The sequence below is a fragment of the Streptomyces sp. Y1 genome (assembly GCF_041053115.1).
GTDB lineage: Bacteria > Actinomycetota > Actinomycetes > Streptomycetales > Streptomycetaceae > Kitasatospora > Kitasatospora rubellomurina.
In genome coordinates this window covers 329500-344670 of sequence record NZ_CP163445.1, presented here as the reverse complement: position 1 = coordinate 344670, position 15171 = coordinate 329500, and the positions used below count along the sequence as shown (strand labels likewise).

14 protein-coding genes are annotated in these 15171 nt (G+C 74.6%); 5 read left to right on the top strand and 9 right to left on the bottom strand.

Going from position 1 to position 15171, the window contains the following annotated elements; genetic code table 11:
- Nucleotides 1-17: 17 nt before the first annotated feature.
- Nucleotides 18-1508, top strand: a complete 1491-nt coding sequence (locus tag AB2U05_RS01410; protein WP_369182151.1) for an MFS transporter — start codon at nucleotides 18-20, stop codon at nucleotides 1506-1508.
- An 89-nt stretch (nucleotides 1509-1597) separates the two neighbouring features.
- On the opposite strand, the gene AB2U05_RS01405 is transcribed toward AB2U05_RS01410, so the two are convergent.
- Nucleotides 1598-2239 (bottom strand): maleylpyruvate isomerase N-terminal domain-containing protein, encoded by a 642-nt coding sequence (locus AB2U05_RS01405; protein WP_045710558.1) that lies wholly within the window; start codon nucleotides 2237-2239, stop codon nucleotides 1598-1600.
- A gap of 95 nt (nucleotides 2240-2334) precedes the next feature.
- Here AB2U05_RS01405 and AB2U05_RS01400 point away from each other — a divergent pair, with 95 nt between their 5' ends.
- Entirely contained in the window at nucleotides 2335-3021 is a 687-nt protein-coding gene (locus AB2U05_RS01400; protein WP_045696019.1) for an alpha/beta fold hydrolase, read from the top strand.
- Nucleotides 3022-3044: 23 nt separating this feature from the next.
- Here the strand turns inward: AB2U05_RS01400 and AB2U05_RS01395 are convergent, their stop codons facing one another.
- Nucleotides 3045-4460: a DUF2252 domain-containing protein gene (locus AB2U05_RS01395; RefSeq protein ID WP_369182150.1), complete on the bottom strand. Its 1416-nt coding sequence runs from the start codon at nucleotides 4458-4460 to the stop codon at nucleotides 3045-3047.
- A 150-nt stretch (nucleotides 4461-4610) separates the two neighbouring features.
- Nucleotides 4611-5393 carry an SGNH/GDSL hydrolase family protein gene (locus AB2U05_RS01390; protein ID WP_045696025.1) on the bottom strand — a complete coding sequence of 261 codons (783 nt, stop codon included), beginning with the start codon at nucleotides 5391-5393 and terminating at the stop codon, nucleotides 4611-4613.
- Nucleotides 5394-5659: 266 nt separating this feature from the next.
- Here AB2U05_RS01390 and ddaH point away from each other — a divergent pair, with 266 nt between their 5' ends.
- Nucleotides 5660-6484 (top strand): dimethylargininase, encoded by an 825-nt coding sequence (gene ddaH / locus AB2U05_RS01385; RefSeq protein WP_045696028.1) that lies wholly within the window; start codon nucleotides 5660-5662, stop codon nucleotides 6482-6484.
- Nucleotides 6485-6578: 94 nt separating this feature from the next.
- On the opposite strand, the gene AB2U05_RS01380 is transcribed toward ddaH, so the two are convergent.
- The 4 genes from AB2U05_RS01380 to AB2U05_RS01365 form a co-directional block, all read right to left on the bottom strand.
- Nucleotides 6579-7760, bottom strand: a complete 1182-nt coding sequence (locus AB2U05_RS01380; RefSeq protein WP_369182149.1) for a globin domain-containing protein — start codon at nucleotides 7758-7760, stop codon at nucleotides 6579-6581.
- A gap of 75 nt (nucleotides 7761-7835) precedes the next feature.
- Nucleotides 7836-8279: an Rrf2 family transcriptional regulator gene (locus tag AB2U05_RS01375; RefSeq protein ID WP_045696032.1), complete on the bottom strand. Its 444-nt coding sequence runs from the start codon at nucleotides 8277-8279 to the stop codon at nucleotides 7836-7838.
- Nucleotides 8280-8472: 193 nt separating this feature from the next.
- Nucleotides 8473-9255, bottom strand: coding sequence for a glucosamine-6-phosphate deaminase (locus AB2U05_RS01370; RefSeq protein ID WP_045696034.1), 783 nt, complete (start codon nucleotides 9253-9255; stop codon nucleotides 8473-8475).
- Nucleotides 9256-9540: 285 nt separating this feature from the next.
- On the bottom strand, nucleotides 9541-9948 hold the full coding sequence (locus tag AB2U05_RS01365; RefSeq protein WP_157882093.1) for a hypothetical protein: 408 nt from the start codon (nucleotides 9946-9948) through the stop codon (nucleotides 9541-9543).
- A 385-nt stretch (nucleotides 9949-10333) separates the two neighbouring features.
- On the opposite strand from AB2U05_RS01365, the gene AB2U05_RS01360 reads away from it, so the two are divergent.
- A complete protein-coding gene (locus AB2U05_RS01360; RefSeq protein ID WP_045696038.1) occupies nucleotides 10334-11434 on the top strand; it encodes a calcium:proton antiporter in 1101 nt (366 codons plus the stop codon).
- A gap of 151 nt (nucleotides 11435-11585) precedes the next feature.
- On the opposite strand, the gene AB2U05_RS01355 is transcribed toward AB2U05_RS01360, so the two are convergent.
- Nucleotides 11586-12587 (bottom strand): LPXTG cell wall anchor domain-containing protein, encoded by a 1002-nt coding sequence (locus AB2U05_RS01355; RefSeq protein ID WP_369182148.1) that lies wholly within the window; start codon nucleotides 12585-12587, stop codon nucleotides 11586-11588.
- A 436-nt stretch (nucleotides 12588-13023) separates the two neighbouring features.
- Between AB2U05_RS01355 and AB2U05_RS01350 the strand changes: the two genes are divergently transcribed.
- Nucleotides 13024-14373 carry a geranylgeranyl reductase family protein gene (locus AB2U05_RS01350; protein ID WP_078859845.1) on the top strand — a complete coding sequence of 450 codons (1350 nt, stop codon included), beginning with the start codon at nucleotides 13024-13026 and terminating at the stop codon, nucleotides 14371-14373.
- Nucleotides 14374-14466: 93 nt separating this feature from the next.
- On the opposite strand, the gene AB2U05_RS01345 is transcribed toward AB2U05_RS01350, so the two are convergent.
- Nucleotides 14467-15132: a TMEM175 family protein gene (locus AB2U05_RS01345; RefSeq protein WP_045696039.1), complete on the bottom strand. Its 666-nt coding sequence runs from the start codon at nucleotides 15130-15132 to the stop codon at nucleotides 14467-14469.
- Nucleotides 15133-15171: the final 39 nt, after the last annotated feature.

The window sequence follows — 15171 nt, the reverse complement described above, 5'->3', positions numbered from 1 at the left end:
GGATAGCATCGCCAGCCGTGAGATCCGCGAACGCTCCTGACGCCGCCAACGCCAACGCCGACGAATCCGCCACCGACACCGCGATACCGCAGCCGCCCCGCGAACGCTTCGACGCGGCCGGCCGCCGCGTCCTGCTGGTCTGCGTCGCGGGCGGCTTCACCACGCTGCTCGACCAGTCCGTCCTCAACACCTCCGTCCCCGCCCTGCGCGAGACCCTGCACGCCCAACCCGCCCACCTGCAGTGGATCGTGGCCGGGTACTCGCTCGCCTTCGGCCTCGCCCTCATCCCCGGCGGGCGGCTCGGCGACGTCAAGGGCCGCAAGTGGTTCTTCGTCACCGGCCTGGCCCTCTTCACCCTGGTCAGCCTGGTCTCCGCGACCGCGACCGACCCCGCCGTGCTGATCGCCGCCCGGCTCCTCCAGGGCGCCGGCGCCGGCCTCGTCAACTCCCAGATGATCGGCACCCTCCAGGACGTCTTCGACGGCCAGCTGCGCGCCCGCGCCCTCGGCATGTACGCCGTCACCGGCGGGCTCGCCTTCGCGCTCGGCCCGCCGGTCGGCGGCGCCGTGCTGGCCGCCGCCGGGCCCGGGCTCGGCTGGCGGCTCACCTTCCTGCTCAACGTCCCGTTCGGGCTGGCCACCCTCGCGCTCGCCGTCCGCCACCTGCCGAAGCCCCGGCCCAGCGCGCGCGGCGCCAACCTCGACGTGCTCGGCCTGCTGCTGGTCGCCGCGCTCACCCTCGTCCTGATGCTGCCCTTCGTCCAACCGCCCGGCTGGCGCGGCGCCCTGGCCTTCGCGGGCGCCGCCCTGCTGCTGCTCGGCGCGCTCGTGTGGTGGCAGCGCCGCTACGCCCGCACCGGCGGGCAGCCGCTGATCCACCCCGCGCTCACCCGCTCCGCGCCCTACGCGCTCGGCACGGCCACCGCGATGGCCCAGTTCGGCTCCTCGCTCGCCGCCTCGCTCGTCCTCACCATGTTCCTCCAGGACGGCCTCGGCCTGTCCCCGATGGGCGCCGCCCTCGTCGCCCTGCCCTCCGCGGTCGCCATGGGCGTTGCCTCCGCACTGGCCTGGCGGGTGGTCCAGCGCTTCGGCCGACGCACCGTCACCGCCGGCATGACCGGCTCCGCCCTCGCGATGCTCACCAGCGGCCTGGTCGCCCACTGGGCGCCGACCGCGCTGCTGCCCTGGCTGCTCGCCCTGCTCCAACTCCTCAGCGGCGCCTCGATCGGCCTGATGGGCTCCACCAACCAGGCGTACGTCCTGCGGCACGCGCCCGCCGAGGCGGCCGGCGTGAGCGGGGCGATCCTGCAGATGGCCCAGCGGATCGCGGCGGCCGTCGCCGTCTCGGCGCTCTCCGGCGTCTACCTGCGCCACACCGCCGGCGGCGGCGGGCACCGCGCCGCCTACCTGTCCGCCAGCGCCGTGTGCGCGGGCGTCGCGGGGCTCGCCGTCCTGGCGTCGGTGCTCGCCAACCGGGCGGCCGGGCGCGCGAACACCCCGGCGGACTGACCCCGGCGGACCGACCGGCGCCGTGCGGCGGCGAACCGACCGGGGCCGTACGGCGGCGGGCCCCGAAGGCGCGCCGCCGTGCGCGGACCTCAGATCGCGGCGATGCTCCCCGGCGCCCGCTCCGCGCGGCTGAGGGCGCGCAGGACGTTCACCGACCCGTGGCGCCACACCGCGAGCCGGGCCAGCAGGCCGACCACCGCGTCGGTGGCCTCCGGCGGGAGCTCGGGGGTCGGGACGTCCACGCTGACCGCCAGGTCGTCGCTGTGGACGGCCAGTTCCATCGTCCGGGTGGTCAGGAAGTCGTCGAGGGTGAGCGACCACGCCCCCCAGAACGGCAGCCGCACCGGCCGGCCGCCGTCCTGCGCCGCCAGCGCGCCCGTCAGCTCCGCGATCGCCGCGCCGAACTCCTCGGCCAGCGCGGCCGGCCCCTCGGCCGCGATCTCCTCGCCGCCCTCCCGCAGGCGCACGTTGATGTCCGCGTCGAGCGGGGCGCCGAGCCACTTCGACCGCTGGTAGTGCCCGAGCAGGGGGACGGTCTCCTCCTCGGGCACCGGCCCGGCCAGGACCTGCGTCACGGACAGCACCTGGTAGGCCAGGTGGCCGGCCAGGCCGGCGACGCTGAACTCGGCCAGCGCACTGGGACGTTGCCAGGCGGCCGCGACCTCCGGGCGGCGCAGCAGCTGCTCGGCCGTACGGGCCACGGCCAGGAAATCCTCTTGGGCACGGGTCATGGCTCAGCACCGTACCGCCTCCGGTGGTCCCCGACCGCTTAGCGGTCGGCGAAGCGGCCGCGCCCGGCCGCCGCACCACGCCTAGGGTGGTGGTCATGACGGATGTTCGAACCGTGGACCTGCCCGAGGTGACGCTCGCCTACCGGGTGAGCGGACGGCCCGGCGGCCCGCCGCTGGTGCTGCTGCACGCGCTCGGCGAGCGCGCCGCCGACTGGGAGGTGGTGCTGCCCGAACTCGCCCCCGGGCACCGGGTGTACGCACCCGACCTGCGCGGCCACGGCGACAGCGGCCGCACCGCCGCGTACGGCCTGCCGCAGATGCGCGACGACGTGCTCGCCTTCCTCGACGCCCTCGGTCTGGACCGAGTCGACCTGGTCGGCCACTCGATGGGCGGCGTCGTCGCCGTCCTGGTCGCCCAGGCCGCGCCGGAGCGCGTCGACCGGCTGGTCCTGGAGGACATCCCCGCGCTGCACCCGCGCCCGGCGAGCCCGCCCGCGGCGGGGGCGGACCAGCCGGCGCACTTCGACTGGGCGATGGTCCGGGCCGTCAAGGCGCAACTCGACAGCCCGGACCCGGCCTGGCGGGAGGGCCTGTCCGCGATCACCGCCCGCACCCTGGCGGTCGCGGGCGGCCCGGCCAGCCACGTGCCGCAGCAGCGGATCGCCGAGCTGGCCCGGCTGATCCCCGACTGCCGGCTGGTCACGATCGAGGCCGGCCACCTGGTGCACGCCGCCGCGCCGGCCGAGTTCGTCGCCGCGGTCGCGCCGTTCCTGGCCCGGTAGAGCCCAGCCCGCTCAGCGCCCGCTCAGACCCCGCGCTCGGCGGGCAGGCGCCCGCTGCGCACGGCCGCGAGCAGGTCGGCGTGGTCGGCCTCGGTCCGGTCGGCGTAGGCGACGGCGAAGGTGGCGACGGCGTCGTCCAGGGCCTCGTTGCGGCCGCAGTAGCCGGCGAGCAGGCCGGGGTCGGCGGTGTGGGCGTGGGCGCGGGCGAGCAGGGCGCCGGTGATCCGCGCGTAGTCGTCGAGCTGGCCGGGCAGCAGCGCGGCCGGGTCGACGCTGCCCTTGCGGTTGCGGAACTGCCGCACCTGGTACGGGAGTCCGTCCACCGTGGTCCAGCCGAGCAGGGTGTCGCTGACGACCTGCATGTGCTTCTGCCCGAGCACCACCCGCCGGCCCTCGTGGTCGACCGGCCCGGCGCCGGCGAGGTGCGGCAGCAGCGCGGACGGGCGGGCCTCCTTGACCTGCAGCACGAGCGGCTGGTCGCGGTGGTCGGTCAGCAGCACGACGTACGAGCGGGTGCCGACGCTGCCGGTGCCGACGACCCGGAAGGCCACGTCCTGCACCCGGTGGCGGGAGAGCAGGGTGCGCACCTCGGCGGGCACGGTCGCCACGTACGGGCCGAGCGCCTCGGCGACGGCCCGGGCGGTGGCGTCGGAGACCTCGGTGAGCACCGGGGGAGCGGCGGTGAACCGCCAACCGCCGTCCGCGGTCCGGGTGGTGCTGCGGGCGGCGAACCTGGCGCTGGTGTTGCCGAGCGCCTTCGCGCCGACCTTCCGCAGCACCTCGGCGAGGTCGTGCGCCTCGGTGAAGGAGACCAACTGCTCGTCGGCGACGGCGTTCCAGGCGTCGAGCGCGGGCAGCTTGGCGAGGGTGCGCATGGTGCGGCGGTAGGAGCCGGCCGCGTGCTGGGCGGCCTCGCGGGCGATCGCCTCGCTCGCCCCGGTCTCGCGCCCGGCGAGGACGAGGCTGGCGGCGAGCCGCTTGAGGTCCCACTCCCAGGGGCCGGGCACGGTCTCGTCGAAGTCGTTGATGTCCATGACGAGTTGGCCGCGCGCGTCGCCGTACAGGCCGAAGTTGGCGGCGTGCGCGTCACCGCACAGCTGGGCGCCGACCCCGGTGACGGGCGTGCCCGCGAGGTCGGCGGCCATCAGCCCGGCGGAGCCGCGCAGGAAGGCGAACGGGGTGGCGGCCATCCGGCCGATCCGGATCGGCACCAGGGCGGCGAGCCGGCCCGCGTTGGAGGCCTCGATCGCCTCGACGGCGCTCGGCCGGCCGGGGGCGGGCGCGAACCGGGCGTGCCGCTCCCGGGGCACCCGGTCCCGCAGCGCCCTGCCGCGCTCCTTGGCCCGCGCGGCCCGGCCGTCCCCGCCGGTCGCGAAACCGGTGACCGCGAACTGCCGCCGTGCCGTGCCCTGCTGGTTGCCACTCACCTTGTCCGCCACGACTCCCCACCCATCCCGTTCGGTCCGACGACGGCCCGTGAGCTGCACGGATCGTTCATCCGGAGGAGTGACGTCCGGGGCGGCGCGGTGGTTCCCGGGGTGTGCCGGGCCGGGCTCGGCCCGGCACACCGTCAGGTAGTTGACGCGCCGTCAGAGCGGCAGCAGGTCGGGCCGCTTGGCCTCGACGTGGTCACCGGAGGACTCGCCGCGCAGGCGCCGGCCGACCCAGGGGATGAGGTGCTCGCGGGCCCACTGGATGTTCTCCCGTGCCTGGTCGGCGGGGGACAGGACGGGCGCGGCCGGCCACGGGGCCTCCGGGTCCTGCTCGGTGCGCAGGCCGAGCGAGCGGGCGGCCAGCAGGGCGACCCGCTGGTGGCCCTCCGGGGACAGGTGCAGCCGGTCCTCGCTCCAGGCCTGGCGGTCCTGCACCGAGCGCAGCGACCAGAGGTCGGCGACCTTGCAGTCGTAGCGGTCGGCGACGGCCCGCATGTGCCCGTTGTAGGTGGCGACCTTGCCGCGCAGGTGCTTGAGCAGCGTCATCTCGCGGGTGTCGAAGCCGGTGCAGATCAGCACCGTCCCGGCGTTGGCGGCGAGCCGGGCGACGGCGGCCTCGAAGCGCACGGCCACCTCGTCGGGGTCGCTGCCGGGGCGCAGGATGTCGTTGCCGCCGGCGCAGAAGGTGACCAGGTCGGGCTGGAGGCGCTCGACCTGCGGCACCTGCTCGGCGGCGATCTGGTCGAGCAGCCGGCCGCGCACGGCCAGGTTGGCGTAGCGGAACCGGTTCTGCGGCCGGCCGGCGGCGAGCAGTCCGGCGAGCCGGTCGGCCCAGCCGGCGAAGGCACCGTCGACACCGGGGTCGTTCAGGCCCTCGGTGAAGCTGTCGCCGAGCGCGGCGTAGGAACTGATGTCAAGGGTCTCCTGGAGATGCGGCATGAAAGAGATGGTTCACCCAATCAAGTGACCTACGCCACCGTAGGTGACCCTGGCGGGGCGTGAGATGGACCACGTACCCTCCGCGCGCCGGGCCCGGAGCGGCCGGGCGGTGTGCCGTAACGGGCCGTGCGCCGGGGCTCGCGCCGGGTGCGCGGGGGGTTGCGCCCGGCGGGGGCGCCCGCGCGGGTGTGCGAACGGCGGCGCCGGGGCAGCCGCCCCAGGAACGGACGACACCCTGAGCCCCCACCCCAAGGACGGTTGAGGACATGCCCAGCCAGACCCCGGAGCGCACCGCCCGGCCGCGGCGCTACCTGATGTGCCGGCCGACCTACTTCACCGTGGACTACGCGATCAATCCCTGGATGGACCCCGCGCAGCCCACCGACACCGCCCTCGCCGTCCGGCAGTGGGAGCGGCTGTACCGGACGTACCGCCACCTCGGCCACACCGTCGAGCTGATCGAGCCGGTGCCCGGCCTGCCCGACATGGTCTACGCCGCCAACGGCGCGACGGTGCTGGACGGCCGGGCGCTGGTGGCGAGCTTCCGCCACCCGGAGCGCGCCGCCGAGTCCGAGGCCTACCAGGCCTGGTTCCGCGAGCGCGGCTACCGCGAGGTGCACCGGGCCGGGCACGTCAACGAGGGTGAGGGCGACCACCTGGTGGCGGGCGGCCGGGTGCTCGCCGGGACGGGCTTCCGCACCTCGCGGGCCGCCCACGCGGAGGCGGCCCGGCTGTTCGGCGTCCCGGTGGTCAGCCTGACCCTGGTCGACCCGCGCTTCTACCACCTGGACACCGCGCTCGCGGTGCTCGCCGACGACCACGTCATGTACTACCCGGAGGCCTTCGACGCGGACAGCCGGGCGGCGCTGCGCACCCTGTTCCCGGACGCGATCCTCGCCGACCGGGAGGACGCCGAGGTGTTCGGGCTGAACGCGGTCTCGGACGGCCGCCGGGTGCTGCTGCCGGAGGCGGCGAAGAACCTCGCGGGCCGGCTCGCCGAGCACGGCTACCAGCCCGTCCCGGTGGACGTCTCCGAACTGCTGAAGGGCGGCGGCGGGGCGAAGTGCTGCACGCTGGAGCTCAGGCGGTGACCGTCACGGGGTGACCAGCAGCACCTCCGGGGTGCGCGGCCCGTGCACCCGGCTCCTTCCGGTCGTCCCGCCGCCGGGGTGGGAGTTCCGGATCTCAGACCAGCCAGAGGTCCGGCCCGAACACCTCGTAGTGGATGTCGGCGGCCGGGACGCCCGCCGCCAGCAGCTGCTCGCGGACGTGCTTGAGGAAGGGCAGCGGCCCGCACAGGTAGGCGGTGGTGCCGGCCGGGACCTCGACGGTCGACAGGTCGACCAGGCCGGTGCGCTCGGCCGGCCACGCGCCGAGCGGCCGCTCGTAGAAGACGTGCGCGACGGCGTTCGGCAGCGCGGCGGTCAGCTGCTCCAGGTCGGCGCGGAAGGCGTGGCGGAGCTGGTCGCGGTCGCCGTGCACGGAGATCACCCGGCGGGTGGAGCCGGTGGCGGCGAGGTGGCCGAGCATCGCGGTCATCGGGGTGTTGCCGATGCCGGCGGAGGCGAGCAGCACCGGGCCGTCGCCCTCGGCGAGCGAGACGTCGCCCAGCGGCGGCGCCAGCTCGACGGTGCCACCGGTGGGCAGGTGCTCGTACAGGTGCTGGGAGACCTCGCCGCCGGGCTCGCGCTTGACGCTGAAGCGCAGCGCGCCGTCGGCCGTGCCGGACAGGCTGTACTGGCGGATCTGGTGGGCGCCGTCCGCGAGTTCGACGCGCACCGACACGTACTGGCCGGGGCGGGCGGTCGGGACGGGGCGGCCGTCGGCGGGGCGGACGACGAAGGTGGTGACGGCGTCGGTCTCCTGGTGGCGGGTGACGACGGTGTACGGGCGCCACAGGTCGGCCGGGTCGCCGTCGGCGGCGGCCGCCTCGGCGCGCAGCCGGTCCTCGACGGCCATCAGCGCGTTGGCCATCAGCCAGTAGACCTCGTCCCAGGCGGCGGCGACCTCGGGGGTGACGGCCTCGCCGAGCACCTCGACGATGGCGGCGAACAGGTGCTCGTGGACGACCTTGTACTGGTCGTCGGCGATGCCGACCGAGACGTGCTTGTGCGCGATGCGCGCCAGCATCGCGTCCGGTCGCTGCCCGGGGTGGGCGACCAGCGCGCTCGCGAAGGCGGCTATCGAGCCGGCCAGGGCCTCGCGCTGGGTGCCGTTGGCCTGGTTGCCCCGGTTGAACAGGTCGCGCAGCAGCTCCGGGTGCGCGGCGAACAGCCGGTCGTAGAAGCGCGGGGTGATGTCACCGATCGCGGCGCCCACGACGGGCAGGGTGGCTTCGACGACCTCGGCGGACTTCGCGGACAGCATCAGACGACTCCTTATCGGTATCTCAGATTCGCATTAAAGGGCGCGCGGCGGGACCGGCTCCCCGGGGGTGTGCGATCAGTCGGTGGCGCGGGCAGTGAGGCTCAGCAGCACCGGCCCGGTGGGCGGGGCCACCAGGTCGTCGACGCAGAGCGGGTCGAGCGCGGCGAAGAACGCCTCCTGGGCGCCCCGCAGGGCCCCGCGCAGCCGGCAGGCGGCCCGCAGCGGGCACGGCGGCTCGTCCTCGCAGCCGACCACGTCGCCGACGCCCTCCAGCTCGCGCAGCAGCAGCCCCAGCGAGCCGGTCCGGCCCGCGAAGGTGAGCATCAGCCCGCCGCCGCGACCGCGCCGGGCCTCCACCACGCCGAGGTGCTGCAGCCGGCTGACCACCTTCGCCGCGTGGGTGTACGGCACGCCGACCGCCTCGGCCACCTCGCGGGTGGTCGGGTGGTCGCCCTCCCCCAGGACGGCCAGCCGCATGGCGATCCGGAGGGCGATGTCGGTGCTCTTGGTCAGCCTCACGTTCGGAACGCTAGCGAATACGACTCCACAACTCCAATTTCCTGCACGCCTGCTGTCCGGAGCCGTCGGGTCGGACGAACGGCAGGGTCGGACGAACGGCAGGGGCGCCGCACCGCCGATCCCCTCGGTGGTGCGGCGCCCCGGCCGTCGTCGTGCGGTGCGCGTCACCCGGCGGGCGCCGGGTGGCGGGCGCTCAGAGCTTCTGCCAGGCCGGCTTGGCGGCGTAGGTGTCGCGGAAGTAGTCGGCGAGCTTGAGCTTCGAGGCGGCGGCCTCGTCGACTACCACGGTGGCGTGCGGGTGCAGCTGCAGCGCGGAGGCGGGGACGGCGGCGGCGAGCGGGCCCTCCACGGCGAGGGCGACGGCCTCGGCCTTGGCCTCGCCGGTGGCGAGCAGCACCAGGTGGCGGGCCTCCAGGATGGTGCCGATGCCCTGGGTGATGACGTGGTGGGGCACCTCGTCGAGGCTGTCGAAGAACCGCGCGTTGTCCTCGCGGGTCTGCCGGGTCAGGGTCTTGATCCGGGTGCGGGAGGAGAGCGAGGAGCAGGGCTCGTTGAAGCCGATGTGGCCGTCGGTGCCGATGCCGAGCAGCTGGAGGTCGACGCCGCCGGCCTCGGCCAGCGCGCGGTCGTAGGCGGTGGCGGCGGCCGCGATGTCGGCGGCGTTGCCGTCCGGGCCGAGGAAGGACTCCTCGGTGAGGCCGAGCGGCTCGACGACCTCGCGCAGCACCACCGAGCGGTAGGACTCGGGGTGGCCGGCGGGCAGGCCGACGTACTCGTCCAGCTGGCAGATCCGGGCCCGCGAGGCGTCCAGCCGGCCGTCGCCGACCCGGGCGGCCAGGGACTGGTAGATCGGCAGCGGCGTGGAGCCGGTGGCCACGCCGAGCAGCGCGTCGGGCTTGTCGGTCAGCAGATCGGTGATCGCCGCGGCGATGAGTTCGCCGGCCGCTGCGGGGTCAGGGACGATCACGATTTCCATACTGGTCCACCGTTCTGGGGCGTGGCTGAGGTCTAGACCTTCGAGGTCTAGACCAGTTTGCCGTGAACGGGGGCCCCAGGTCCACCCGGGTCCGCTGGTCGGACGTCCGCGGCGGCTCCGGCGTTCTCCCTGGTGGCGGGGCGCGCGGACGGATCGGCGGCGACGGACGGGGGTCGGTCGGGCGGGCCGGGCGGGCCGGCCGCCGGGTTGCGGGCTCCGGCGGCCGGCCCTGGGGGAGGGGGCGCGATCGCCCCCGGTCCGTGGTCGTTCTCAACCGGCCTGCGGTCAGAACGGGTTGGTACAGGTGGTGACCTGCTTGTCGGCCTCGAGGGCCGGGCCGGCGGTGGCGCAGACCAGCCGCGGGCCGCTGGCGGTCACGCGCGGGGTCGTGGCCTCGGCCGAGCCGAAGCGCACGGTGGTCGCGGCGGCGACGGTCTGCCACGGGCTGCCCCAGGCGGCCTGGGTGCGGATCTCGACCCGGACGACGGTCAACTGGTCCGGCTGGGCGCTCACCCGGGCGACGCCGACGACGCCGTCACCGTCCGCCTCGTGCGAGAGGCAGGGGTGGTTGACCACCGCGGTGCAGGCCGTGGTGCCGGGCAGGGCCGTGGCGGTGGCGGCCGCGGCCGGCCCTGCGGCCAGTCCGGCTATCCCTGCCACCGTCAGCACCACAGCTGCGATCCGAGCGCGCATGTTATGAACCTCCTTGGAAACGAAGGGGATCTCACTCCTTGAGATGAGTCTTACACGGGGAGTGTGCACATGCCCACTGTGTGTTGCGTCACACTCATGGTGACGATTCAACTACGTGCTGCAACCGTTCGCCGAATGTTCGGTATGCGGACAACTCGACGTCCGGCCGGGGATCGGTTCACCTGCACCGGGCTGCCGTTCGTCTGATGACCATTCGGAAGCGAGGCCTGAAATCGGCCAACCTGTCGCCGGCGCCGGCCGGTCGGGAGCGGCCCCGGGCGTGAGCGGACGAAACCGGACGGAAGCGGATGAGTTGTGCCACATCCCTACGAACCACGGCGTGGGCGCCCGGGCGGCGGCCCTCCGGCCTGGGATCCTCGGGCGCATGATCACGAAGCTCCGCGCGGCCGCCGCGCAATGGACCGTCGTCGTTCCGGTGGTGTCGTTCGTCGTCCTCGCCCTGACCTGGCACGAAGACCTGCCCGGCTGGGTGGTGGGCGTGGTGGCCTGCTTCCTGGTGGCGGCCGTCCTGTCCGCCGTGCACCACGCCGAGGTGATCGCGCACTGGTCGGGCGAGCCCTTCGGATCGCTGGTGCTCGCGGTGGCGGTCACCGTGATCGAGGTCGCGCTGATCGTGACGCTGATGGCGGACGGCGGAGACAAGTCCTCCACCCTCGCCCGGGACACCGTCTTCGCCGCCGTCATGATCACCTGCAACGGGATCCTCGGCCTGTCCATCCTGGTCTCGGCGATCAAGTACCGCACGGCGGTGTTCAACGCCGAGGGCACCGGCGCGGCCCTGGCCTGCATCGCCGCCCTCGCCACGCTCAGCCTGGTGCTGCCCACCTTCACCACCAGCTCGCCCGGCCCGCAGTTCTCGACCACCCAGCTCACCTACGCGGCCACCGCCTCGCTCGTGGTGTACGGGCTGTTCGTCGCCACCCAGACCGTCCGGCACCGGGACTACTTCCTGCCCGTCACCCCCGAGGGCCGGGTGCTGGACGAGGAGGACCACGTCAGCCCGCCCACCGTACGGGCCGCCGGCCTCAGCCTGCTGCTGCTCGGCGTCGCCCTGGTCTCGGTCGTCGGCCTGGCCAAGGCCGTCTCGCCGACCATCGAGTCCGCCGTCGACGACGCCGGGCTGCCGCACGCCGTCGTCGGCGTGGTGATCGCCATGATGGTGCTGCTGCCGGAGACCATCGCGGCGCTGCGCGCGGCCGTCCGCAACCGGGTGCAGACCAGCCTCAACCTGGCCCTCGGCTCCGCCCTCGCCAGCATCGGCCTCACCATCCCGGCCGTGGCCATCGCCTCCACCTGGCTGTCCGGCCCGCTGGTCCTCGGCCTGGACCCGGCGCACATGGTGCTGCTCACCCTGACGATCGTGCTCGGCACCCTCACGGTCATCCCGCGCCGGGCCACCCCGCTGCAGGGCGCCGTCCACCTGGCGGTGCTGGCCGGGTACGTGGTGCTGGCGGTGAACCCGTGAGGGCGCCGCGCCCGTAGAAAATGACGGAGAGCCCCTGGCCGGCCGCATGTGTGCGGGGCCAGGGGCTCAGTGGTGTCCCGGTCAGGTGGTGCCGCGGCTCAGACGCGGCGCCACCGGACTCCGGGAGCCCGACGCGACAGGGAGTGGCGCGTCAGGAGGCGGTGCGGCGACGGCGGGTGTAGACCACCGCGCCCGCGCCGGCGGCCAGCAGGACGGTGCCGGCGCCCGCGTACAGCAGGGTGCCGTCGCTACCGGTGGAGGCCAGCTTCTTGCCCGGGATCGGGGTCGGGGTGCTGACCTTGGCGGGCTTGATCAGCGGCTGCTCCGGGCTGGTCCTGGTGCCGGCCGGGGTGGTGGTGTGCACCGGGACGGTGGCGGTCGGCGTGGTGGACGGGCCGGCGCTGGGCACGCCGCTCGGGGCGGTGGTCGGGGCGGTGGTCGGCGCAGCGGTGGCCGTGGGGGTGGCCGGGGCGGTGGTCGGCGGCACCGGGGCACCGGTCGGCGTGGCAGTGGCAGTGGCAGTGGCGGTCGCGGTCGGCGACGGCGCGTGCGAGGGGGTGCCGGTCGCCGGGGTGGTCGGGCCCGCCGAGGGGGTCTTGGTCGGCGTGGGCGTTGCCGACGGCGTCGCGGACGGGGTCGCGGACGGCGTCGCCGAGGGGGTCTTGGTCGGCGTCGGCTTGCCGGTCGGGCCGGGCTTCTCGCTGCCGCAGTCGACCTTGAAGACCTTGTGCTTCGGGTTGTTGAGGTCGGCGTCGGCCGGCAGCTCGCCGTCGACCAGCTCGACCGACTGCCAGTACAGCTTGTAGTGGCCGTCCGGCAGGTTGATGTCCTCGGTGCGGACGTCGCCGTCCTCGAGCACCGGCAGGTCGCCCCAGGCAACGGGCGTGGCGGGGTCGTTCATGTCGTAGATGGCCCAGAGCACGTCCTGGTTCGGGTCGAAGCCGAAGGAGTCCAGGTAGAAGGTGCAGACCTTGGGCTCGTTGCGCATGTCCTCCTGGCCGGTGCCGGCGTCGTGGATCTTCACGGTGCCGTTGTTGCCGGGGGCGCCGTGGCCGCCACCCGGGGCGGCGTGCGCGGCGGGGGCGAGGAGCATCAGCGCGGCGGCGGTCGGGACGGCCACCAGGGAGCGTGCTGCGGTGGAGCGGATGTGCATGGGTGTTCCATCGGGTTCGGCAGGCCGGGACGAGCCTGCGCGGTGGGGAGGGAGCCCCCCGGCGGACGGTACGGCCGGGGGGTCGGCACCGTACGGCGGGAAGGGCACAAAAGTTCCCGCAGCGAAGAACGTGACGCAAGGGGTGAATGGCTGGATTGTGCCGTTGTGGCCGAAATATGGCGGAGAGTCCGTGGCAACAATCGGATCACCCGGTTGTGCGTGAATCGTGCCCGTCGTGACCACCTCAAGGACATCCCGGGCCCGGTGGCCGGTATTGACCGGTCCACGCCGCCGGTCCGCGTGTCGGGGGAGCGGTCCGGCACCGCCGTTCTCTATCGTCCGTCTGGGACCGCCGAGCCCCCTGGTGCCGCTGTGGCGACGCCGGCCCGGTCCCGTCCCTCGCCCACCCAGCCCAGCCGACCCGCGGGAGTGCGCATTGCCCGGTCCAGAGCAGCCCGGTCCAGAGCGGCGCGGCGCCGAGCAGCCCGGCCCCGGGCGGACGCCCGCCCCGGCCGCCCGGACCGCGGAGGAGGCCGACGTCATCGTGGTCGGCGCCGGCCCGTCCGGCTCCACCGCCGCCTACCACCTCGCCCGCGCCGGCCTGGACGTCCTGCTGCTGGAGAAGTCCGCCTTCCCCCGCGAGAAGGTCTGCGGCGACGGCCTCACCCCGCGCGCCGTCAAGCAGTTGACCGACATGGGCATCGACGTCTCCGAATCCGCCGGCTGGCTCCACAACAAGGGGCTGCGCCTCGTCGCCGGCCACCGGCGGCTGGAGTTCGACTGGCCGGAACTGTCCGCCTACCCCCCGTACGGACTCGTCCGCCGCCGCGCCGACTTCGACGAACTGCTCGCCCGCCGGGCCGCCTCGGCCGGTGCCCGCCTGATCGAACGGGCCAACGTGGCAGGCCCGTTGACCGACCGGCGGACCGGCCGCATCACCGGCGTCACCGTCCGGCTCGGCGAGGACCGCGAACCCGCCGAGTACCGCGCCCCGCTCGTCCTCGCCGCAGACGGCAACTCCACCCGCCTCTCCGTCGCGATGAACCGCCACCGGCGCACCGACCGGGCCATGGGCGTCGCCTACCGCACCTACTTCAAGACCCCGCGCCACGACGACCGCTACCTCGAGGCCTGGCTCGACCTGTACGACCCCCACGCCTCCTCCCGCCGACGCCTCCTGCCCGGCTACGCCTGGGTGTTCGGCATGGGCGACGGCACCGCCAACGTCGGCCTCGGCGTCCTCGACACCGCCGGCATCGACCTCGACTGGCGCGACCTGCTGCGCCGCTGGTGCGACCGGCTCCCGCCCGAGTACGGCTACACCCCCGAGGCCGTCACCGAACCCATCCGCGGCGCCGCCCTGCCCATGGGCCTCAACCGCGAACCCCACTACGCGGACGGGCTGCTGCTCATCGGCGACGCGGGCGGCACGGTCAGCCCCGGCACCGGCGAAGGCATCGCCTACGCCATGGAATCCGGCCGCTTCGCCGCCGAGACCGCCGTCCAGGCACTCGCCCGCCCCACCGACCGCGGCCGCGAACTCGCGCTGCGCGCCTACCCGCAGGCCCTGCGCTCCGCCTACGCCGGCTACTTCGCGCTCGGCCGGCTCGCCGCCGACCTGCTCGGCCGCCCCCGGCTGCTCGGCGCGGCCGGCGCCGCCGGGCTCGGCAACCCGGCCCTGCTGAAGGTGGCCTTCCGGCTCATGTGCAACCTCACCGAACCCCACTCCAAGGACGCCCTCGACCGGCTGCTCCACCTCGTCGGCCGGATCGCCCCCGGCCGGTGACCACCCGCCCGGGGCGCCCGGGCCCGGAGCGCCACCGCCGTCCTCGACGACACCTGCGGCAACCTGATCCGGCTCGCCCGGCACCACGGCTGGTCAGTCGTCGTCGGAGTCCGCCGCCCGGACCCGGCGGGTGGCCGGCGCGAGCTGGTCGAAGCAGTAGTACAGGGCCAGCGCGGCATGGGTGGCGAGCATCGCCACGGGGCTCGTGTAGGCCAGGGCGACGGTGAGGACGTAGGCGACACCGCCGACGCCGAAGCGGCGGAGCGCCGCGCGCCGGGCGGCCGGCGGGATGGGCGTGTGCAGCGCCCGGGCGTCGCGGGTGAAGGTGAGGAAGAGCAGCGAGAACGCGGCGCCCATGGCGACCATCGTCAGCGAGTACAGGGCGGCGGCGGTGTGGGCGTCGTCGGACCGCGCCGTGAGGTAGGCCGCCAGCATCCGGGTCGGGTACGGGATCACGGACACCGTCAGGAGCAGCAGCAGATTGGTGAAGAGCGTCAGCCGGTCGACCCGGCGGGCCAGCGCGCACATCGCGTGGTGGTTGATCCAGATGATGCCGATCACCAGGAAGCTCACCAGGTACGCGAAGTAGGCCGGCCACTGGTGGCCGAGCGCGTCGGCGAGGCTCCGCCCGTCGAGCGCGTCCGCCTCGGGCACCTTCAGGTCCAGCACCAGCAGGGTGATCGCGATCGCGAACACCCCGTCGCTGAACGCCTCCAGACGGGCCGTGCTGAAGTCCGGCACAGCTTGGTCGGTGGTCATCTCGTTCTCCCGGTCGGTTGCGGGCTGCGGATCCTACCG

Excerpts from the sequence above, each read along its gene's own strand:
- AB2U05_RS01405 (WP_045710558.1), bottom strand. The coding sequence starts at position 2,239 with ATGACCCGTGCCCAAGAGGATTTCCTGGCCGTGGCCCGTACGGCCGAG.
- AB2U05_RS01400 (WP_045696019.1), top strand. The coding sequence starts at position 2,335 with ATGACGGATGTTCGAACCGTGGACCTGCCCGAGGTGACGCTCGCCTAC.
- AB2U05_RS01390 (WP_045696025.1), bottom strand. The coding sequence starts at position 5,393 with ATGCCGCATCTCCAGGAGACCCTTGACATCAGTTCCTACGCCGCGCTC.
- ddaH (WP_045696028.1), top strand. The coding sequence starts at position 5,660 with ATGCCCAGCCAGACCCCGGAGCGCACCGCCCGGCCGCGGCGCTACCTG.
- AB2U05_RS01380 (WP_369182149.1), bottom strand. The coding sequence starts at position 7,760 with ATGCTGTCCGCGAAGTCCGCCGAGGTCGTCGAAGCCACCCTGCCCGTC.
- AB2U05_RS01370 (WP_045696034.1), bottom strand. The coding sequence starts at position 9,255 with ATGGAAATCGTGATCGTCCCTGACCCCGCAGCGGCCGGCGAACTCATC.
- AB2U05_RS01365 (WP_157882093.1), bottom strand. The coding sequence starts at position 9,948 with ATGCGCGCTCGGATCGCAGCTGTGGTGCTGACGGTGGCAGGGATAGCC.
- AB2U05_RS01360 (WP_045696038.1), top strand. The coding sequence starts at position 10,334 with ATGATCACGAAGCTCCGCGCGGCCGCCGCGCAATGGACCGTCGTCGTT.
- AB2U05_RS01355 (WP_369182148.1), bottom strand. The coding sequence starts at position 12,587 with ATGCACATCCGCTCCACCGCAGCACGCTCCCTGGTGGCCGTCCCGACC.
- AB2U05_RS01345 (WP_045696039.1), bottom strand. The coding sequence starts at position 15,132 with ATGACCACCGACCAAGCTGTGCCGGACTTCAGCACGGCCCGTCTGGAG.